Raw genomic sequence first — 20,922 nt, forward strand, 5'->3', positions numbered from 1 at the left:
GATTTTGCCTTTCTCCGCCCCGGCTGTTTGTGACCCAGATCACCGTCAGCCGGCGGCCCGCCTCGTCAGGCCTCCCGTGCATAGCGTTTGAGGGACGCTTTGAGGATACCAAGCATTTCGTCCCTGATGAGATCGCGCGCGCCGCGGGTCCAAGCGGCTGCGAGCGGCAAGCGGTTCATGTCTGATCCCGCCAGCGGAACAAACCGAACGCCACGCGCCGCCATTCGCGACGTCCATCGCGGCACGATGGCAACGCCAATTTCGGCCGCGACGAGATTCACGATGGTCTGCTTTTCATTGGCAATCTGGATGATGCGCGCCTGCAGCCCGGCCTGCGCAAACAGTTTCATGGTCAGATCGTGGCTATGCGGGCGCGAGCGACGCTCGGGGACGATCAGCGGCTGTTCGGCAAGATCGGCGACGGTCACCCGTTTTCTCGACGCGAGGGGATGACGATCCGGTACGGCGACGACCGCGGTCTCGTGTAGGAGAAACAGAAATTCCAGCCGCTTGTCGGGCTTTTCTGGCGGGCGTACCAGGGCGATGTCGAGCCGGCCGGAGATCAGCGCCGGCAACAGCCGGATCGTTTTGTCTTCCGTCAGTTTCACCGTGACGTCAGGTCTCTGTTCGCGAAAGTCGGAAAGCAGCATCGGCAGCAGTCCCGCCGCTGCGCTGTCGATCGCGCCGACGCGGATGATCGCGCCCTGCTTGCGGCCCCGCGCCTGGAATTTGACCGCCAGATTGTCCGCCTGCGCCAGCAAAATGCGGGCCTCCTTGAGCAGGACGACGCCATCATCGGTCAGCGTCACGCTGCGCGTCGTTCGCGTCATCAGCCTTGTGCCGAGATCGTCTTCGAGCAGCCGGATGTAACGGCCGAGCGCGGAGGGCAGCATTTCCAGCCGCTGCGCCGCACGCCCGAAATGCAATTCCTCGGCCGCCGCCACGAAGCAGCGAAGCTGGTGCAGTTCCATATTTCGTCCTCCCCGGCAGATTATATCAAATATTTGTATAATCGTATGCCGATTGAAGGCGCGTGACCTTTGGCCTTACCTTGTCGGCAAGCGCTGAAATCAGCCAATCAACGAATTCTGCAGGGAGCGACCCAATGCGGTTCAATCGTCGCACGATCCTTTCCGGTGCCATCGCGGCCGCGTCGCTATGGGCGTCACACACAGCCTTCGCGCAGACCGCCTTTCCGACAAAACCGATCACCATCATCGTTCCGGCGGCGGCCGGAGGGCCGACCGACACCGTGGCCCGCCTCATCGCGGAATCGATGGGCCGAAGCCTCGGCCAGACCATCCTGGTCGAAAATGTCGGCGGCGCCGGTGGCACGCTCGGCATGGCGCGCGTGTCGAAGTCGGCCGCCGACGGCTACACGCTCGCGATCTGGCACATCGCGCACGCGACCGCGCCCGCGCTCTACGACTCTCTCAAATATGATGTCGTCGACGATTTCGACCACCTCGGCCGCATCACCGACGTGCCGATGACCCTGGTGTCGAAGCCGACGCTTGCTGCCAACAATGTGACCGAGTACGTGGCGTGGATTCGCGCCAGCGGCGAAAAGGCCGTCTACGGGCATGCCGGCATCGGCTCCGCCTCGCATCTGTGCATGCTGATGCTGATGAAGGAGCTCGGCGTGCAGATGAACGGGATTCCCTATCGCGGCACCGGGCCGGCCATGAACGACCTGCTCAGCGGCCAGTTCGACGTGATGTGCGACCAGACCACCAACACCACCAACCAGATCAAGGAAGGCAAGATCAAGGGCTTTGCGGTCACGACCAAAGCCAAAGTCTCGTCATTGCCCGACCTGCCGACGCTCGACGGCGGCGCCGTCAAGGGATTTGAGGTCTCGGCCTGGCATGCGATGTGGGCCCCGAAGGGATTGCCCAAAGAGGCCACCGACAAGCTGGTCACAGCTCTTCAGGCCGCGCTGATGGACCCCAAGGTGATTGAGCGGTTTGCCAATCTCGGCACCGAGCCGGTCCAGGCCGAGCAGGCGACGCCAGCGGCGCTCAAGGCGCATCTGACGGCCGAAGTGCCGCGCTGGGGCGCCGTGATCAAGGCAGCGGGTGCCAAGGGAAACTAAATAATCATTCGCCATCCGGAGACCAATCGATGAAGACGTACGCCATAGCCGCCATCCCGGGCGACGGGATCGGCACCGAAGTCATTGCTGCAGGTGTCGAGGTGCTGCACGCGCTGGCCCAGCGCGACGGCAATTTCAAGTTCAAGGTCGATCATTTTGACTGGGGATCTGAATACTACAAGAAGCACGGCATCATGATGCCGGAGGATGGCCGCGACCAGATCAAGGATCACGACGCGATCCTGTTCGGCTCGGCCGGCGCGCCTGATGTGCCTGATCACATCACGCTGTGGGGGCTGCGGCTCGCCATCTGCCAGCCGTTCGATCAGTACGCCAATGTCCGCCCGACGCGGATCCTGCCCGGCATCACCAGCCCGCTGCGCAACGTGCACGGCAAGGAGCTCGACTGGGTGATCGTCCGCGAAAACTCGGAAGGCGAATATGCCGGCGTCGGTGGCCGCGTCCACAAGGGCTTGCCGCTCGAAGTCGCAACCGACGTCTCGATCCTGACCCGTCCCGGGGTCGAGCGCATCATGCGCTTCGCCTTCAAGCTCGCACAGTCGCGGCCGCGCAAGCTGCTCACCGTCGTGACCAAATCCAACGCGCAGCGCCATGCCATGGTGATGTGGGACGAGATCGCAGTCGAGATCGCGGCCGAGTTCAAGGACGTGACCTGGGACAAGATGCTGGTCGACGCGATGACCATGCGCATGGTCATGAAGCCGGAGACCATCGATACCGTGGTGGCGACCAATTTGCATGCCGACGTGCTGTCGGATCTCGCGGCCGCGCTCGCCGGCTCGCTCGGCATCGCGCCAACAGCGAACCTCAATCCGGAGCGGACCTATCCCTCGATGTTCGAGCCGATACACGGCTCGGCCTTCGACATCATCGGCAAAGGCATCGCCAATCCCGTCGGGACGTTCTGGTCATCGGTGATGATGCTGGAGCACCTCGGCGAGCCGGCGGCCGCGACGCGGCTGATGCAGGCGGTCGAACGTGTCACCGCCGACCCCCGCTTTCACACGCCGGACCTCGGCGGCAAGGCCAGGACGAATGAGGTCACGGCCGCGGTCGTCGCCTCCATCCACGGCGCCAACGACTGACGCGCGCGCCGGCGGAAACAAGTGCGGCGGACCGGCCAATAGGCCTGGTCCGCCGTACTCGTATTGGAACGCGGAGGATCTCCTAATCCGCTTACTTCTTGAGGCTGGCGAACATGAACTTGACTTCGAGGATCTGTTCGTACTGCTCCTTGGTGACCTGAACCCGGTCCTTGCCACCCGACACGGCATTGAGCTGTTCGTCGGAAAGCACGTCGATCTGAGCGTTCTGGGTATTCATGGCAGTTCTCCTTTTGGCAGTTGGACCGCGACCACCGCGTCCGTTTCCTGTGATTTGGAGAATGCCTGAGACCGAACCGGCGCGCTGTTCCCGAGGTGACAGGCTGCGGAGGTGGCAATCAGGCGGCGGCCGGATGGTGCGCCTAACCAAAGGCTGAATGTCGCCTTCGCTTCCGCCTTGCGGAAGGTCTCAGAAATCGGGAGTGTTCACGCCAATTCGGGAGCCAAATCCCGGGATAAAATTTGAGGGGAGACGCCTATGACGGCTTTCACGCGCCGCGATCTGTTGTCGGCTGCCGCAGGCGCGGCAGCGGCCACGAGCCTGCCGTTCAATCAGCCCGCCCGCGCCGCCGCGCCGCCTGCGGGCAAACAGACCGCCGGCTGGTACCGCTACAAGATCGGCAGCATCGAGGTGACGGTGGCCACCGATGGCGTCAACCGCTTCAAGATGGCGGAGGATCACGTCACCAACATCAAGAAGGATGTGGTGAACGCCGCTCTCGCCGAGGTCTTCATGGAAAAGGACATGATGACCACGCCCTACAACCCGATCGCCATCAACACCGGATCGAAGCTGGCGATCATCGATACCGGCACCGGCGAGAGCAATTACAAGAAGAGCAACGGCACCGCCGGCCAGTTCGTGACCAACCTCGCCGCCGCGGGCATCGACCGCAACGCCGTCGATGTCGCGATCATCTCGCACTATCACGGCGATCACATGAACGGCGTCCTGATGGACGATAACTCACTGACCTATCCGAACGCCGAGATCGCCGTGCCGGCGAAAGAGCACCAGTTCTGGATGGATGACGGCGAGATGAGCCGCGCGCCCAAGGGCCGGATGGAAGGCAACTTCAAGAATGTGCGGCGCGTCTTCACGCCGGAGGTTTTGAAGCGCGTAAAAACCTATGAATGGGGCAAGGAGCTGATTCCCGGCGTCACCGCGCAGGGCACGCCGGGGCACACGCCCGGCCACAGCTCGTTCGTGATCGCTTCCGGCTCGGACTCCGTCTACGTGCAGTCCGACGTCACCCACGTGCCGTTCCTGTTCGTCCGCCATCCCGACTGGCACGCCTTTTACGATCAGGACGGCGCCATGGCGGAAGCGACCCGCCGCAAGGTCTACGACATGCTGGTGGCCGACCGGATGCGGGTGCAGGGTTTCCATTACCCGTTCCCGTCGCTGGCGCATGTCGAGAAACACGGCAGCGGCTACCGGGAGATCCCGGTGATGTGGAATCCGAATATTTGATGTGCGGGACGGCGGTCTGGTCACCTCTCCCCGCTTGCGTCCGCTTGCGGGGAGAGGTCGAAATTCGCAATAGCGAATTTCGGGTGAGGGGTACAGGTCTATCGATAGACTGCAATGGCGGAGAGAGCCCCTCACCCCGACCCTCTAAGAGCGAGCTCCGCTCGTCTCGACCCCGCGAAGGGCGGGGAGAGGGAGAAGAGTCCCGCCGCTACTCCACCTTCAGCCCGAGCTGATGCACGAGCTTGCTCCACTTCTTCTCTTCCTTGTCGATATCGTCTGCGTATTCGGCCGGCGTCGAGGCCAGGGGATCGCCGCCTTCGAGGCGGATGCGTTTCTGCACCTCCGGATCGCTGACAAGTTTGCGCAGCTCGGCGCTGAGGAGTTCGACGATGTCAGGCGGCGTGCCTGACGGCGCCAGCAGCCCGTAATGCAGCACGGCTTCGAAGCCGGGCATCCCTGATTCGTCGAATGTCGGCACGTCAGGCAGTAGCGAGAAGCGCTGCTTGCTGGTGACGGCGATGGCGCGCAACTGGCCGGCCGCGATATTGCCGAGCGCCGGCGGCAGCACGCCGAACGCGACAGGCACATGGCCGCCGAGCAGGTCGTTCATGACAGGCGCCGTACCCTTGTAGGGAATAATAGCGGCATCGATACCGGATTCGGCCTTGAACAGTTCCGCGCACATGTACCCGCCGGTGCCGACCGGCGACGTGCCGATATTGAGTTTGCCCGGCTCCTTTTTGGCGAACGCGATCACCTCAGCGACCGTCTTGGCTGAGAACGACGGGTGCGCGAGCAGGGCCACCGGCATCGACGCGACGAGACCGATCGGCGCAAAATCCTTGCGCGGGTCCATGCCGAGCTTGGTGTAGAGGCTGGGGTTGATGGAGAGGGTGCCGGTGTGGCCCAGCAGCAGCGTGTAGCCATCAGGCGCGGCGCGCGCCACGGCGCGGGTGCCGATGGTTCCTCCGCCGCCGCCGCGGTTATCGACGGTCACGGTCTGGCGGAATGCGTCCGACAGTTTTTGCGCGACCACACGCGCCATGGCGTCGACGCCGCCGCCGGCCGGGTAGGGGACGACCAGCGTGATGCTGCGCGCTGGAAACTCGGCGGCATGCACGGCCGCGCTTGCCACCAGCGGGCATGCGAAGGCGATGGTTGATGCAAAGGTGATCACGGCATTCATGATGTTGCGACGATGTGAGAGCCTAAGCACCAGATTGCCTCCCTCCAGCGATGTCGATCCACGTTCTTATGGGTGGCCTCATTTCACCGCAAGCCCGGCGCGCGCAAACACTCTCCCCCGTCATTCCCCGATGCGCGATTGCGCATCTGAGGGCGCGCGAAGCGCGAGCCCGGAATCCATTCAACCGCGTGCACCGTTGCCCGATGGATTCCGGGTTCGATGCTGCGCATCGCCCTCAGATGCGCAATCGCGCATCGGGGAATGACAACGACTTGGAATCATGCACTGCAGCAGAGATAACAGCCAATCATAGCCCGAACCTTGAACTGCCTGCCAAGGCCGCATAGGCTCGGTGATTGGAAACGCCTGCCAGGCATCAAACAACAAGAGGGATACCCCCCAGTCGATGAGCTCCGCGTTGCGGCGCCCTTTTGCCCACCGCCGGGGCCTGATCATCGTCGCGACCTTGGCCACGGCCTATGTCGCCAGTCATTTTTTCCGCGCCGCCAACGTCACCATCGGCCTCGACCTGATGCGCGACCTCGCCATCGGACCGGAAGCGTTGGGCGCGCTGACCGGCGCGTTCTTCTTCGGCTTCGCCGCGATGCAGATCCCCTGTGGCCTTCTGTTCGACCATTTCGGACCGCGGCGCACCGTGGCCTGCATGCTGATCCTCGCCACGACAGGCGCTGCGATCTTCACGCTGGCGCCGACGTGGCCGGTTCTGCTCACCGGCCGCGTGCTGATGGGCGCCGGCTTCGGCGTCATGCTGATCGGCAGCATGGTGGTGATCTCGCGCTGGTTTCCACCGGATCGTTTTTCCACGCTCACCGCCATGGTGCTGTCGATCGGACTGCTCGGCAATCTGTTCGCCACCACGCCGCTGGCATGGGCCTCGGAGGCCGTCGGCTGGCGCGCGGTGTTCGGTGCCGTCGTCGTCTTCATCGCACTTGCCACCATCGCCGTGTGGCTGGTGGTGCGCGACGCGCCGCCCGGCCATCCGTTTCTCGACCGCACCCCGGAGCCGCCACGCCAGATGCTGCAAGGCCTGATCGAGGTGCTGGGCAACCCGCGCCTGAGGCCGATCCTGGCGATGAATTTCTGCAACTATGCCTGCACCTTCACCGTTCAGGGCCTGTGGGGCGGCTCGTTCCTGCGCGAGGTGTATGGCATGAGCCCGATCGAGGCCGGCAACGTGCTGCTATCAGCCGTGATCACCTACCAGCTTGGGATCGTCGCCTTCGGCCCCCTGGACCGCGTGCTCGACACGCGCAAATGGATCGCCATCGGCGGCACCATGGTGACCATATCCATGCTTGCGACGCTGGCGCTCGCGTCTCGCCCGCCCGTCTGGGTGCCCGTCGGCGCCATCGTCGCCATCGGTTTCTTCAGCGCCTCCAGCACCATGGTGATGACGCATGGCCGTGGCATTTTCCCGGACCGGCTGATCGGCCGCGGCATTGCGACCATTAACACCGCCGTGATGCTGGGCGTCGCCTGCATGCAGACCTTGTCGGGCATCATCGTCGGCGGGTTCGAGCCTCTCGCCGATGGCGCCCGCTCCGAGACCGCCTACCGCGCTCTGTTCGGCGTGCTCACGGTGGTGCTGATATTGGCCGTTGCGATCTACAGCCGCTCGCGGGACGTCAAGCCCAGCGAGGAGATGCGCGCCCGGGCGGCCACCGCGTGACGCCTCGGCGCGGCGCCCTGCATGGCTTGCCATGATGCGGGTAAACCTGTGAACATGCCGCCATGACGCTCGACTCCCTGAAAGGCGATATCCGGCAGCTCTACGAAGGCGCCACGTCAGCCGGCGTCCGTTTTCGCTATGCGCTGCTGGCGTTCGACATCGTCACGGTGCTGTTCATCGTCGTGACGTCGTTCCTGCCCCCAACCGAGCTCGTCGAAACGCTCGACGTCCTGTTCGGCGCGGTGATCCTGGCCGATTTCGCCGCGCGCCTGTTCATCAACCGTCGTCCGTTGCGGGCATTTACCCGCCTTTCGACCTGGACCGACCTGATCGCGATCGCCTCGTTCCTGGCCCCGCTGGCGGGAGAAGCGGGCGGCTTTCTGCGCATCCTGCGCACCTTGCGGCTGCTGCGCGAGGTTCAGATGCTGACCCGGCTGCGCGGTGACAGCTCATTCTTCCGGCGTAACGAGGAAGTGATCTTTGCCGTCACAAATCTCGCGGTCTTCATTTTCGTGATGACCGCGATCGTCTACGAGACCCAGAAATTTCGCAACGAGCAGATCACGAATTACGCCGACGCGCTGTATTTCACCGTCACGGCGCTGACGACGACCGGCTTTGGCGACATCACCCTGCGCGGAACGCTCGGCCGCATGATCACGGTCGTGATCATGATCTTCGGCGTGACGCTGTTCTTCAATCTTGCCCGCGCGCTGCTGTCCCCGAGTAAAGTGCGTTTTCCCTGTCCGTCCTGCGGCCTGCAGCGCCATGACAGCGATGCCGTGCACTGCAAGGCGTGTGGTGTGGTGCTGAATATTCCTGACGAAGGGGCGACGTAGCCGAGCCGCGCGGAACCGCGATGGTTTCGCTTTGGTGTAGCCTCTTACGCCTCACTCTTCGGTGGCGTCGGGTAGTTCGGCGAGCCGGGGAATCAGCCGAACCTCGATATTGGCTTCGTTCAGCATCTGGCCGGAGATGGAAAAATCCTCGGCCCAGTTCGAGTTCGGCCGATCGGGCGCGTAGGCGACGAGCGCCGTGATGCCGCATTGGATGATGGCCTTGGTGCACTCGACGCAGGGAAACCAGGGAACGTAGATGGTGCAGCCCTTGAGCGCGACGCCAATGCGGGCCGCATTGAAGATCGCATTCTGTTCGGCGTGGCAGCTCCAGATATATTTGGCGCCGGTGATGCGGGAATGGCGCTCCTCGAGATCATCGCGAACGCCGCGCGGCAGTCCGTTGAAGCCGGTCGAGCGGATTTCATGATCGGGGCCGACGATCACGGCGCCGACGCGCCGCCCTTTCTCGATACTCCAGCTCGCCAGATGATGCGCCAGGAGCATAAATCGCTCATCCCATTTTGGATCCAGCAATACCGTTCCCTCAAAAATCAGTGCGCTCTATGCGCCGATGTTCCACCATCAACCATGGCGAGACAACAGCGAGAGCATCAACATCCCGTTAATGCCCGTGTGGCCGCGGTCAGCCTGACAGATTTAAGCCCGGCGGTAGCCGCTTGTCGATGACCGCTTGGATCGTAAGCTTAACGGTTAGGATACGCCTATTCCTCGTCCGCGCCCGGCGCCTGCCTCAGCATGAAATGCCCGAACGCCGAGGCGATCGGTTTGGTCCGGTCGTCCTGCCAGGCCTGCGCCTCGAAGGCGACGACGCGCCGGCCCTGCTTGACGATCGAGACGTTGGCGTAGCTGTCCAGTGCGCGGCCGGACCGCAAATAGTTGATCGTCAGCCCGATCGGCTTCGGCAGCGACACCCCGAGTTCGCGCGTCACGCCGACGATCGCGGTGGTTTCGAGAAAGGCGCCGGTCATGCCGCCATGGATCGCGGGCAGGATCGGGTTGCCGATGATCGTTGGTGAGAACGGCATCACCAGCGTGCCGTCCTCACTGACGCGGATGCCGAGGGCGCGCGCGAACGGGCTTTGGGCGAACGGGCCTGCCGGATCTTCCGGCGCTTCAAGCGTCGGCAGCGCGAGATCCTCCCTCGAGCGGCCCTTGAGCATGTTGGTGCGGTTGGCGCCGACCATGAAGCAGGCCGTTGCGGTGGCGACCGGATCGTCCTCGGTCTCCTGGTAGGCGGTCGCGCGCACGAAGGCGATCGAGCGGGTGACACGGTAGCAGATCGCGTGCGCCCTTATGTCGAGGCCGGGCGTTGCCGGCTTCAGGTAATCAATGCGCAGGTCGAGGGTTGCGATCGCGCGCGTCCCGTCGAGCGCGAGCTGGACCGCCATGCCGCAGCTCTCGTCGAGCATCGCGGTGACAACGCCGCCGTGAAGTACGCCGGTCCCGGTGTCGCCGACGAAGACCGGGCGGTAGGGCAGGCTTGACCAGGCTTCGCCAGGGGCGGCGCGGTCGAGCTGAAGTCCACTGATGTGCCCATAGACGGAGCGGTGGCTCTTGATGGCGTCAGCCAGTTCGTCAAACGGCAGCGGCATGTCGACTTTTGATGCTTCGGACATACGGACGTTCTAGACCATATTGATGGATGAGCCAAAGACGGCTCAACCGTTCGTCGCGTGCACGCCGGGCTTCCGTCCCGAGTTCCATTGGCCGCCGAGCGCGCGCTCGATCTGCGCCGCCAGCTGCAGCAGCAGCCCGTCATTGGCCTGCCTGGCCTGGGCCTGAATGCCGAGTGGCAAGCCATGCTCATGCTGCGCCATCGGCAGCGAGATTGCAGGAATCCCGCACAGATTGGCGAGCGGCGTGAACGCAAAATTGCGCCACAGATTGCCGAACCAGTCCAGCACCGACGGATTGTCCGAGATGGTCAGATATTCTTTGGTGCCGACCTTCGGCGTCGGCAGCGCGGTGATCGGCGTCAGGATGATGTCCCACTCCTCGAAGAATGCGCCGAAGCCGCGCGACGTCGTGTTGAAGACGGCCTGCATGCGCGCCCGCTCGGCATACGTCGTGTGCCGGCCGGCTTCCCAGATCCGGATGTTGACCGGTTCGATGAGATCCGCCGGCGGCTTTTCGAGCCCGCGGGCGGCGAGCATGTTGCTGATCACGACCGCAAAATTGCTGATGTAGCAGGTGGTCTGGGCGTCAAAGGCGGCGCGATAGTCGACCGCGGGCAACGCGTAATCGACGTGATGGCCGAGGCCTTCGAGGAATTGTCCGGCCTTTTTCAGCTCGGAGGCGATCTGCGGTGTCGCCTGGTAGTCGCCCCATTGGTGCGAGAGCGCGATTTTGAGCCGTCCCGGATCGCGCTTGATCATCTCCTGATAAGGCTCCGGCGCGGTCCAGAACGGCATCAATTCGCCGGGCGCGGGACCGCGGCAGGCATCGACGAAGGCGGCGGTATCGCGCACGGTGCGTGACTGGCAGCCCTGGATCGACACCAGCCCCGACAGATCGGAAAGATGCGGCGCCAGCGAGAACACGCCGCGTGATACCTTCAGGCCAATGTTGCCGTTGACGCCGGCCGGAATGCGGATCGAACCGCCGCCGTCGGTGGCATGCGCGATCGGCACCGCGCCCGCCGCGACCATCGCGGCGCTGCCGGCCGACGATCCGCAGGTGGTGTAGTCGGTATTCCACGGGTTGCGCGTGACGTAGACGGCCGGATTGTCCGCCGAACTGCAAACGCCGAACTCCGGCGTCGTCGTCCGTCCGATCAAATTCAGTCCGGCCTGGCGCATCTTCGATGTCAGGAACGTATCTGATGTGGCGCGGTTGCCGCGCATCAGCAGCGAGCCCATTTCCTGCAGGCGCCCCTGCATGGTCGGGCCCAGATCCTTCATCAGGAACGGCAGGCCGGCAAACGGTCCCGCAAGATTGGCGCCGGCCTTGGCGGGATCGTCGATCGCGTCCTCAAACACTTCGACCACGGCCGACAGCGCCGGATCGACCTTGGCGATGGCTGCGGTCGCCTGACTTGCCAATTCCTGTGCCGTCAGTTCGCCTTTCCTGACACGCTCCGCCAGCGCCACGCCGTCGTGCTGCGCCCATTCGTTCCAGTTCATCGGCAAAGTCATGCGGTGCAATTCCTTCGGTGCGAACCAACTTTAGGTTCGCAGCGTGCCAAGTCAATCAATGGGCATGCAACGGGAATTGCTGCCCCGGTGCATTCACTGCATCGAGGCCGCAATCTTCTCCGCCGACATCAGCACCGGAAAATTGGTGTTGGCGCAGGGCACGACGGGGAAGATCGAGGCGTCGACCACGCGGAGCCCCTGCACGCCCTTGACGCGGCCCTCGGTGTCGACGACCGACATCGGGTCCTCCGGCCGGCCCATCCGGCACGAGCAGGAGGCGTGCCACACGCCGATGGTCCCCTTGCGCACGAAGCTCTCCAGCGCCTCGTCGTCGTTGATCACGTCGTCGAACGAAAAACCTTCGACCACGAAATTGTCGATCATGTAATGGCGCAGCGCCGCCGGGCCGTCCATCAGGGTGGCGGCGATTTTGGTGAGGATCCTGTTCTTGTTGTTGACCACGCCGATCTTGCGCACGCGGTCGGTATAGGAGGCCGGGAACGGCTTGTCGGTGACCGCCCTGACGGCGTCGCTCATTTGCACCGCGGCCATCTTGCGGAAACCGCTCATCAGCCGATCGAGGTCGCGCCGGTCGGACAACAGGTTGAACTCGACGATCGGCTCGGCCGCCGGGTCGCGCGAGGCGAGCTTGACCTGTCCGGTTTCGGAATAGGTCTTGTTGACGAAGGTCAGCGCCGAGCCGATTTGCTCGCCGACCGCATGCCAGGCCGATTTGCTCAGCACCACGACGAACATGTCGCCCTTCGGCACGCCGGGCAGTCCGGACGAATAACGCAAGCCGACCTGCATGTGACGCCTGGTATGCCCGTTCATGCGCGCGCCGCGGCGGACAAAGGAGGACAGCGAAATCGAGGGATGATCCATCAGGCGCTGGCCGACACCTTCAAGCCCCACCAGCACGGGAATGCCCATGTCCTTGAGGTGACCGACCGGGCCGATGCCGGCGCGCAGCAGATGAGCCGGCGAATGGATGGCGCCGCTGCACAGAATGATCTCGCGGCCGCGGAATTCCTGCTCCTTGCCGTCAACGACGGCCTTCACGCCGACGCACTGCGTGCCTTCGAACAGCAATTCCCTGACCTGCGTGTTGGTGGAGATCGTGAGATTGGCGCGCTTGCGCGTTTCGCGATCGAGATAGCCCATCGCGGCCGAGACGCGTTGCTCGGCCTGGTTGGAATGCGTCACGGGGAAATAGCCGTCGACGAACTCGCCGTTCTGGTCCGGCAGGAATTGATGGCCGGCCTGCTGGAAGGCGTCAGCGAAAGCCTGCGAATGCTTGGTCCAGTGCTCCCTCGGGATGCGTCGCACCGGGATGCGGCCATCCTTGCCATGGTACGGCCCGTCGAAATCAAGGTCGCGCTCGACCTTTTTGAAATAGGGCAGCACGTCCTTCCAGTTCCAGCCGGTGGCGCCTCGCGCTTCCCATTCATCGTAGTCGGTCGGCGCGCCGCGGTTGGCCATCTGGCCGTTGATCGAGGAGCCACCGCCCAGAACCCGCGCCTGTTCGTATTTGCGTAAGGGCGGCCGCCCCTCGTTGGGATTGTTATGGCTGACGATCTGCGTCGTGACCTTGAGTTCGGTCCAGTGGAAACGCGGATCGAAATAGGCGGTGCCGGGATAGCTGTCCCTGATCTCGGCCGGCTCGTTGCCGGGCGGGGTGTCCTGGCCCGCCTCGCACAGCAGGACCTTGTGGCCGCTTTTGGCTGACAGCCGATGCGCCATGACCGAACCAGCCGAACCGCCGCCTACGATAATCGTGTCATACACTTTGGTATTTCCCCGTATTGTTGGTCTTGTTGCCGGGGAAGGTAGCGCAGCTCCGCGTCCGGGTCACGCCTGCCGTCGTCACCGCTTCGCTATTGCAGCATGAGGCGTCGCCCGCACACGACGCTCAAAAGCGCGATGCTCAAGATCGAAGCTGAAGTCAACCCCGCGCAAGATCATGTCGATGGCCGGTGTCGACATGACTTGTGCTACGCCGGCCTCAATTGGCGAACGTGATGTTGGCGTCCTGAATGATCCTGGCGAACTTGTCCGATTCCGAGCGGACGAAGGCGCGCAGCTCGGCATCGGTCATGTTGCGCGACACGATGCCCTGAATTGCGCGACACGATGCCCTGAACCGCCAGCTTCTCCGTGATGTCGGGCCGCTGCAGGATCTTCGGCATCACCTCGGCGAGACGGGCGAGAATCGGCTGCGGCGTGCTGGCGGGCCGCTTGGGGCCGTTCCGGGACGGACTCTACGTGCCCTGGCCATCTTCGCCTTCAGCCAGGGCGGCGACTTCGGCATGAGAGAGAATGTGCCCAAGAAGGTCCTTGATCAGGACCTCTGGATGTCCTTCTTCAGCAAATTGCGGGCCTTTGTGACAGCATCGCGCGCCGTTTCAACGATCACCCCGAAGGCACTGGGGCCGCTCCTCGTATAGACGTGATACGGCATGCTCATCTCCAAGCGTCGGCCCGTAGGGGACGAGGCTTTCGCGCAGACCGTCGCAAGACCGGAACGCCGGTTGCGGTTATGCTGTGTCGAAGCGACCGACCGTGTCTCCAGGCCCGCACCTCGTTTTCCAGATTTTGTGCCAGCGCTCTCTCGACCCGTTCGAATTCGCGCGGCAATTCGCTGGACTTTTCCATTGTTCCTCCCGCTGGATCAGGCTGCAGCTTGGCGCACGGTTGAGCGCAGGCGCATTGGCTTTCCGCCGGGCGGATGGCGCGGTCCGTTTCCGTCGAGCGCGCAGAGCGCTGCCAGGATGTCGTCGATGTGGACGGGCGCTCTCAGCCCTTCAGGCGCGCGCAATGTGGGACATGATGCCATCGCAGAGGCATCGGAAGCCCAGGATGCGAGGATGGCGCGCTTCTCGGCAAGCGTTAGACCCGGGTGACAAACCACATCCCGGGGATGTTCGAATGCCGTGCCGGGACGGAGCAGAAAAGTCGAAGTCGAACACGTTATCGTGCTGTGCGGGCGTCGGCCGCATGGCTGCCTCCAAATCAATAGACGTGTTGATGAGCTGCCGCGCGGGAAGCCCCGCGCGGCGATCGATCCTGATGGTTCAGTCGGTCAGGCCGCCTTGGCCTCGATCTGGCTCACCTTGCCGGTGCCGTCGCTGATTGCGATGCGGCGCGGCTTCATGGTTTCGGGGATTTCCCGCTGAAGCTCGATGACCAGAAGGCCGTTCTCGAAGCGTGCACCCTTGATGTCGACGTGGTCGGCCAGGGTGAACTGACGCTTGAATGACCGCGTGGAGATTCCGCGATGCAAAAAGGTCTTTTCGTCCTTGTCGGCCTTGCGGCCTTCCAGCGTCAGGACATTCTGCTCCATGGTCAGCGCCACCTCGTCCGGCGTGAAGCCGGCGAGCGCCACCGAGATCTGGAAGCGGTTTTCGTCGAGACGTTCGATGTTGTAGGGGGGATAGCTCTCTTCGCTGGCCCGCTGGACCTCGTCGAGAACGTCAAACAGGCGGTCGAAGCCAATCGTCGACCTCCACAGGGGAGTCCAATCATACCTCATAGCCAAATCCTCCAAAGAGCAAGTTGGGTACGAGCTGGCACCGGACACCTTCCGGCGCCCGCCTCATGTCCGGGGCCCCGATGGGCACCCCGGCCGCTTTGTCTGCGGCGACCATAAGAATTGTCAGAGTGGAAAAAAGTTCAAGGGGAGCGCGAAATTTTTTTTGGGGGTGAGGCGGCCGATTGGTTACCGATTTTTTCAGGCATCAGCCGGCTTGACAGTAAAGGCCGGCCGCCTAATTTTTCCGCGGGGCCTTTCCCCTTCCAGTCTCAAAGGAAAACACGACGACCGTCAGGAGACGATGATGTTGGATGAAAAACTTGCCCGCTTGCGTGCCCACCGCGACAATATCCATCGCTACCGCAGGCTGCTCGCGACGCAGCTATCGGACCTGGAACGTGCCTACATTATGCGCCGGATGGACGAAGAACAGTCCGCCCTGAACTCCCTTTCGGAAAATACCTTTCCATTCACTCTGCCTGTCCCGCCGAACGCAGCCGGGAGGGCGGGCCATGTCTGAGCTCGATGCTTTCCTCGTTCGCGGGCATGAAAAGGTCATCGAACATTATCGCAGGCTGCGCGATTCATCCTCTTCTGACGAAGAACGCCGAGCCTTGCAGGCACGCATAGACCGGGAACTTTCGGCGTTGAGTCGATATGCCCCCGCAGAGCAGCGGCGCGCTGCCTAGGTGGAGGTGAAGCGGAGCTGCAGCGGGTGCGCTGCCCGATCGTCGACGGAAAGAGCCAGACCGTGGGAGAGCTACGGCCCAGCGCGTAGGACGGATCAGCAACGACGTAAATCCGCTCTCCTAACCAGGTGCGGACGTGGGTGCAGCGCGCATCCGGCATTCCCTGCTCCCTTGTTTTGGGGAGAAGCGGCAGCAACCACTCGTGCGCAGCGCGTCGCGAGAATAATTTTCGTCGTCCCGGACAAGCGAGCAGCGCGAGCGCCGATCTCAGATGCGCAATTGCGCATCGGGGGACCCATACGCCGCGGCCCATCGGTGAGAGCGCAGGCGTTAGCGACCTTCTGAAACAACAACCGCCGCGGAGTATGGGTCCCGGCTCAAGGCCGGGACGACGCGTGGAGAGAGCAGAATCGCAATGACGACCGGCGCGTGTCACCCTTCCCGCAGGATCATATCCGCGCAGACACCGGCCGATTGCACGACGCCGGTGTAGCCGCCGAAGCCGGCATAGGCGGAGGCCAGATAAAGCCCTGATACCGTCGTGCGCGGCGAGCGGAACGGGTTGCTCCAGATCGCCTGTGGCGGGGTCGGCGCAAATCCGTAAACGGCGCCGTCGGGGGCGTTGAGATATTGCCGCACCGACAGCGCGCTGTTGAACGAGGATGCAACGACGGCCTCGCCAAGCCCCGGATAGATCGCGGCGAGATAGCGCACGATCGCCTCCTGCCAGCGCCCGCGCTTCTCGCGATAGGCGTCCATGTCGGAGGCGTCCCAGTTCGACAACAGATCGGGGCCGAGGATCGAAAGCACATAGGGCGGCGCTGGCACGCCGGAATCGATCGCGGCATAGTCCACCACCGACATCGGCGGCATGCGCTCGCCGGGCTCTTCCGCCATCAGCGCTGCGCCTTGCGCATAGTCGGTCAATCGCTTCATCCAGGGCGGCAGCAATTGCGTGGAGTAGGCGGCGATACCGAATTCGCACGGCGGTTTTGACAGCCCCAGCGTCAGCGCGAACAGCGAGGTCGAGGGCGCTTGCCGGGCATAAGTTTGCCTCAGTTGCTTGGCGGCGTCCGCCTGCATCAGGGGTTCGAGCGCTGCGGGCGCGGCGTTGCCGATGATCCGCGCGCATTGCACGGTCCGGGGATCGCTGCCGTCCTTGGCGGTGTGCGTGATGGACTTGGCGCCGTCGCCGAGCGCTATGGCGCTGACGACACGGCGCAGCAGCACTTCGCCGCCGGCCACCTTGATGGCCCGCGCCAGCGCGCTGGAAAGCCGCTGCGAGCCGCCCTGCACGTAGCGGCCGCCGCTTTGCAGATAGCTGCCCTGCGCCATCGCGAAATAGATCCACCACAGCGTGGCGGGGTCGTCGTGGAAATAGGACAGGTTGGCGGCAAGCGCACATTTGACGGCTTCATTATCGCCGAATACGCGGTCGAGCTTTTGCGACAGCGACAACGGCCAATCCGCGGCGTCAGGCAAAAGCTTGATCAGGGTGCCCAGACGGTCGCGCGGGGTCTCCGTTGCGTCGTCGCCTTGCGAGAACCGGCTCATGACGCCGACGATATGCTGCATCTCGCTGAGCAATTGATCGATGCCGGCGCGGGCCTCCGGGAAACGTTCGGTCAACGCACGGCGCGCGGCGTCGAAATCGTCGGGCATCAGGAACGGCTGATCGAGCGGGCCGCCGCGCGCCTGGTAAAACGCGCCGGACGGAATCCATTTGACGGCGTCGATCACGCCGGCACGCGTCAGCACGTCATGTTTGGGGTCGCGCGGGTCGTTCGGGTCGCTGGTCTCGTGCAGCGATCCCTCGACAAACAGCTCGCCGGATTTGTAGCTCGACGCCGCACCGCCGACCGAATTGCTGCGCTCGACCACCAGTACCTTGCGGCCGGCGCGCGCCAGGATCGCTCCAGCTGTGAGGCCGCCAAGGCCGGCGCCGACAATCACGACATCATAACGTGTCATTCAGCGTGGCACCCTGGAAGCCATTGCAAGATCAGGGTGTTTCATTGCCGCTCGGGTGCGGCATGTCAAATGCGCTGACCGCATGGAGCGGTGCGCGGAAAGCCGCCTTCAGCGATTTAGAAAGGATCGAGAAAGGGAACGGCTGAAAACCGCTATTTCCAGGCCGATTTGTCGATGTCCCAGCGCTGGCCCTTGAACTCCCTGGCGAGCGCCTCGACCGAACCATTATCGTCTTCCGGCTCGCCGCCTTCCTCCTCGCCGCCGGCGCCTTCGGACAGGTTCAGCTTGGGACCTGCGCCTTCGTCGATGGTCGATGTCACCGGGCTCGAGATCCACAGCATCAGCCGGTCCGACGCGCCGGGCTTGTCGGGCGAGACGAGCGCGGTGACCTCGATGCTGTCGGTGAGGCCAAGCGCCGGGTAGATCTCGCTCGGCCGCTTGAAGGTCAGCGTCAGCTTGCCGGTGTTGGCGTTCCACGCCGCACCGGCCGCCTTGGCCGCGAGCGTCTTCGACAGCACCGCGGATACTGCGGCGGCGATCTTGTCCTTGTTGATCTTGTCGCCATCGCGCCAGTCGGCGGCGGCAAAACGGATGGTGCGGTCCATCTCGACGATGCCGGTGGTCCATCCCGCGGTGACCACACCTGGTGTCGACTTCGCCTTGGCGATCAGCGCCGCCGACCGCTCCGGATCGGCGGTGAGATTGATGGTCTGTTCGCCGGCGCGCAGCGCGTCGCAGGAAATCGAGAGGCTGCTCAGGCCGAGTTCCACCTCCTGGCCCTTCAGGCTCTTGAGGAAATCCAGCGCCGCATCCAGCTTTATCCGCACGCCGATGGATTCCGGCGACACCTCGGTGAAGTCCTTCGGCGTTGGCGTGATGCCGTCATCGGTGGTCTGGTTGTCCAAAAACTCCTTCTCGCTGAGATCGGAATTGTCGGTCGAGGCCACTTCCGTCACCGCCTGGCCGATGGTGATCCGGCCGCGGAATTCGAAGCCGTCGGCGCTGGCCTTGCGCGCGAGGTTCACGGTGACCGGCAGCTTGTCACCGATGCTTTGCGTCGAGCCGGTCAGGCTCTGGCCATTAACAGTGAGGTTGGCGACGAAGCGGTCCTTGCGGTCGGAGCCTTTTTCGACGGGGTAGCAGACGTCGAGCACGGCCGCGGTGACGGTTTTACCCTGGCGGATCTCCTTGAGGACCACGTCGGCATTGCCGCCCATCAATCCGTCGATCGAGGTGAAGTACCTGACTTCGCTGCCGCCGGGTGCCGGTGCTGCCTTGGAGGGGAGCTTCATCTGGGCAAAAGCCAGGTCCGAGGCCGTCACCAGACCGAGCAGGCAGAGCAGGAGTGCGCGCATGGGAATTCCTCAAGGGAGAGAATCAGCGTCGTCGTAAGTAGCAAACCTCCAGATCATGTCGCCAAAAAAGAAGGCCGCCCGGAGGCGGCCTTCGATGATTGCATTGGTCGGCGAGACTTAGAAGCCCATGCCGCCCATTCCACCCATGCCGCCGCCACCGCCGGGCATCGGCGGAGCCGCTTCCTTCGGCAGCTCGGCGACCATGGCTTCGGTGGTCACCAGCAGGCCGGCGACGGAGGAAGCGTCCTGCAGGGCGGTGCGCACCACCTTGGCGGGGTCGATGATGCCCTTGTCGACCATGTCGACATACTGCTCGGTCTGGGCGTCGAAGCCGAAGGTTTCGGACTTGTTCTCGAGGATCTTGCCGACCACGATCGAGCCCTCGACACCGGCGTTCTCCGAGATCTGGCGAACCGGAGCTTCCAGCGCCTTCAGCACGATGTTGATGCCCGCCTGAACGTCGGAATTGTCGTTCTGGATGCGGCCGACCGCCTTCTTGGCGCGCAGCAGCGCTACGCCGCCGCCCGGCACGATGCCTTCCTGCACGGCCGCACGGGTTGCGTTGAGCGCGTCCTCGACGCGGTCCTTCTTCTCCTTGACCTCGATCTCGGTCGCACCGCCGACGCGGATCACCGCGACGCCGCCGGCGAGCTTGGCCAGACGCTCCTGCAGCTTCTCGCGGTCGTAGTCCGAGGTGGTTTCCTCGATCTGCGCCTTGATCTGGCTGACGCGGGCCTCGATCGCCGGCTTCTTGCCGGCGCCGTTGACGATGGTGGTGTTCTCCTTGTCGATCACCACCTTCTTGGCGCGGCCGAGCATGTTGACGGTGACGCTTTCCAGCTTCATGCCGAGCTCATCGGAGATCAGCTGACCGCCGGTCAGGATCGCGATGTCTTCCAGCATCGCCTTGCGGCGATCGCCGAAGCCCGGCGCCTTGACGGCGGCGACCTTCAGTCCACCACGGAGACGGTTCACCACCAGCGTCGCCAGCGCCTCGCCCTCGACGTCCTCGGCGATGATCAAAAGCGGACGGCCGGACTGCACCACGGCTTCCAGCACCGGCAGCATCGCCTGCAGGCCGGAGAGCTTCTTCTCGTGCAGCAGCACGTAGACGTCCTCGAGCTCGGCGGTCATCTTTTCGGCGTTGGTGATGAAGTAGGGCGACAGATAGCCGCGGTCGAACTTCATGCCCTCGACGATGTCGACTTCGGTCTCGAGCGACTTGTTTTCCTCGACGGTAATGACGCCTTCATTGCCGACCTTCTGCATCGCTTGCGCGATCATCTTGCCGATGGCGGCATCGCCATTGGCCGAGATGGTGCCGACCTGGGCGACTTCGGCGGAGGAGGCGACCGGCTTGGCGCGCTTTTCGATGTCCTTGACCACGGCCAGCACCGCGATGTCGATGCCGCGCTTCAGATCCATCGGGTTCATGCCGGCGGCAACCGACTTGGCGCCTTCGCGCACGATCGCCTGGGCGAGCACGGTCGCGGTGGTGGTGCCGTCACCGGCGGTGTCGTTGGTCTTGGAGGCAACTTCGCGCAGCATCTGCGCGCCCATGTTCTCGAACTTGTCCTCGAGTTCGATCTCCTTGGCGACGGTAACGCCGTCCTTGGTGATGCGCGGGGCGCCGAAGCTCTTGTCGATCACGACGTTGCGGCCCTTCGGGCCGAGCGTCACCTTCACGGCGTTGGCGAGGATATCGACGCCGCGCAGCATGCGATCGCGGGCGTCTCCGGCGAATTTAACGTCTTTGGCAGCCATGTGGATTTACTCCTGATTGGATGAATACGGTCGCTTGCCGCTTGTCGT

18 protein-coding genes and 1 pseudogene are annotated in these 20,922 nt (G+C 63.7%); 7 read left to right on the plus strand and 12 right to left on the minus strand.

Annotation, left to right across the window (positions count from 1 at the left end; genetic code table 11):
- Window positions 1-65: 65 nt before the first annotated feature.
- Window positions 66-971 (minus strand): LysR family transcriptional regulator, encoded by a 906-nt coding sequence (locus JQ609_RS22450; RefSeq protein ID WP_212274994.1) that lies wholly within the window; start codon window positions 969-971, stop codon window positions 66-68.
- Window positions 972-1,105: 134 nt separating this feature from the next.
- Between JQ609_RS22450 and JQ609_RS22455 the strand changes: the two genes are divergently transcribed.
- Window positions 1,106-2,095 carry a tripartite tricarboxylate transporter substrate-binding protein gene (locus JQ609_RS22455; RefSeq protein ID WP_212209620.1) on the plus strand — a complete coding sequence of 330 codons (990 nt, stop codon included), beginning with the start codon at window positions 1,106-1,108 and terminating at the stop codon, window positions 2,093-2,095.
- Window positions 2,096-2,124: 29 nt separating this feature from the next.
- Window positions 2,125-3,201: a tartrate dehydrogenase gene (locus JQ609_RS22460; RefSeq protein ID WP_212209621.1), complete on the plus strand. Its 1,077-nt coding sequence runs from the start codon at window positions 2,125-2,127 to the stop codon at window positions 3,199-3,201.
- Window positions 3,202-3,292: 91 nt separating this feature from the next.
- Here JQ609_RS22460 and JQ609_RS22465 read toward each other — a convergent pair whose 3' ends face one another.
- Complete coding sequence (locus JQ609_RS22465; protein ID WP_212209622.1) at window positions 3,293-3,439, minus strand: hypothetical protein; 147 nt, start codon at window positions 3,437-3,439, stop codon at window positions 3,293-3,295.
- A 258-nt stretch (window positions 3,440-3,697) separates the two neighbouring features.
- Here JQ609_RS22465 and JQ609_RS22470 point away from each other — a divergent pair, with 258 nt between their 5' ends.
- Complete coding sequence (locus tag JQ609_RS22470) at window positions 3,698-4,693, plus strand: MBL fold metallo-hydrolase (RefSeq protein WP_212274995.1); 996 nt, start codon at window positions 3,698-3,700, stop codon at window positions 4,691-4,693.
- Window positions 4,694-4,901: 208 nt separating this feature from the next.
- Here the strand turns inward: JQ609_RS22470 and JQ609_RS22475 are convergent, their stop codons facing one another.
- Window positions 4,902-5,909, minus strand: a complete 1,008-nt coding sequence (locus JQ609_RS22475) for a tripartite tricarboxylate transporter substrate binding protein (RefSeq protein WP_212274996.1) — start codon at window positions 5,907-5,909, stop codon at window positions 4,902-4,904.
- 376 nt (window positions 5,910-6,285) lie between these two features.
- On the opposite strand from JQ609_RS22475, the gene JQ609_RS22480 reads away from it, so the two are divergent.
- Together JQ609_RS22480 and JQ609_RS22485 are read left to right on the plus strand one after the other, a co-directional pair.
- Entirely contained in the window at window positions 6,286-7,569 is a 1,284-nt protein-coding gene (locus tag JQ609_RS22480; protein ID WP_212274997.1) for an MFS transporter, read from the plus strand.
- A 62-nt stretch (window positions 7,570-7,631) separates the two neighbouring features.
- Window positions 7,632-8,408 carry a potassium channel family protein gene (locus JQ609_RS22485; RefSeq protein ID WP_212274998.1) on the plus strand — a complete coding sequence of 259 codons (777 nt, stop codon included), beginning with the start codon at window positions 7,632-7,634 and terminating at the stop codon, window positions 8,406-8,408.
- 51 nt (window positions 8,409-8,459) lie between these two features.
- Here JQ609_RS22485 and JQ609_RS22490 read toward each other — a convergent pair whose 3' ends face one another.
- The 6 genes and pseudogenes from JQ609_RS22490 to JQ609_RS22510 form a co-directional block, all read right to left on the minus strand.
- Entirely contained in the window at window positions 8,460-8,942 is a 483-nt protein-coding gene (locus tag JQ609_RS22490; protein ID WP_283813793.1) for a dCMP deaminase family protein, read from the minus strand.
- Window positions 8,943-9,130: 188 nt separating this feature from the next.
- A complete protein-coding gene (locus JQ609_RS22495) occupies window positions 9,131-10,045 on the minus strand; it encodes a PaaI family thioesterase (RefSeq protein WP_212274999.1) in 915 nt (304 codons plus the stop codon).
- A gap of 42 nt (window positions 10,046-10,087) precedes the next feature.
- The gene (locus JQ609_RS22500; protein WP_212275000.1) at window positions 10,088-11,563 is read right to left on the minus strand and encodes an amidase; all 1,476 of its coding nucleotides are present in this window, start codon (window positions 11,561-11,563) and stop codon (window positions 10,088-10,090) included.
- 93 nt (window positions 11,564-11,656) lie between these two features.
- A complete protein-coding gene (locus JQ609_RS22505) occupies window positions 11,657-13,351 on the minus strand; it encodes a GMC oxidoreductase (protein WP_212275001.1) in 1,695 nt (564 codons plus the stop codon).
- 883 nt (window positions 13,352-14,234) lie between these two features.
- Window positions 14,235-14,562, minus strand: a pseudogene (locus tag JQ609_RS35195) (hypothetical protein).
- Between the two features lie 83 nt (window positions 14,563-14,645).
- Complete coding sequence (locus JQ609_RS22510) at window positions 14,646-15,095, minus strand: Hsp20 family protein (RefSeq protein WP_212275002.1); 450 nt, start codon at window positions 15,093-15,095, stop codon at window positions 14,646-14,648.
- Window positions 15,096-15,399: 304 nt separating this feature from the next.
- Between JQ609_RS22510 and JQ609_RS22515 the strand changes: the two genes are divergently transcribed.
- Both JQ609_RS22515 and JQ609_RS22520 read left to right on the plus strand, forming a co-directional pair.
- A complete protein-coding gene (locus JQ609_RS22515) occupies window positions 15,400-15,615 on the plus strand; it encodes a hypothetical protein (RefSeq protein ID WP_212275003.1) in 216 nt (71 codons plus the stop codon).
- Complete coding sequence (locus tag JQ609_RS22520) at window positions 15,608-15,784, plus strand: hypothetical protein (RefSeq protein WP_212209634.1); 177 nt, start codon at window positions 15,608-15,610, stop codon at window positions 15,782-15,784. The genes JQ609_RS22515 and JQ609_RS22520 overlap by 8 nt, the downstream gene beginning before the upstream one ends.
- Window positions 15,785-16,216: 432 nt before the next feature.
- On the opposite strand, the gene JQ609_RS22525 is transcribed toward JQ609_RS22520, so the two are convergent.
- The 3 genes from JQ609_RS22525 to groL form a co-directional block, all read right to left on the minus strand.
- Window positions 16,217-17,755, minus strand: a complete 1,539-nt coding sequence (locus JQ609_RS22525; protein ID WP_212275004.1) for an NAD(P)/FAD-dependent oxidoreductase — start codon at window positions 17,753-17,755, stop codon at window positions 16,217-16,219.
- 152 nt (window positions 17,756-17,907) lie between these two features.
- Window positions 17,908-19,110 (minus strand): hypothetical protein, encoded by a 1,203-nt coding sequence (locus JQ609_RS22530; protein ID WP_212275005.1) that lies wholly within the window; start codon window positions 19,108-19,110, stop codon window positions 17,908-17,910.
- 117 nt (window positions 19,111-19,227) lie between these two features.
- Entirely contained in the window at window positions 19,228-20,874 is a 1,647-nt protein-coding gene (groL, locus tag JQ609_RS22535) for a chaperonin GroEL (RefSeq protein ID WP_212209637.1), read from the minus strand.
- Window positions 20,875-20,922 lie beyond the last annotated feature (48 nt).

The organism is Bradyrhizobium sp. AUGA SZCCT0169 (assembly GCF_018130085.1).
In the GTDB taxonomy this organism is placed as follows: domain Bacteria; phylum Pseudomonadota; class Alphaproteobacteria; order Rhizobiales; family Xanthobacteraceae; genus Bradyrhizobium.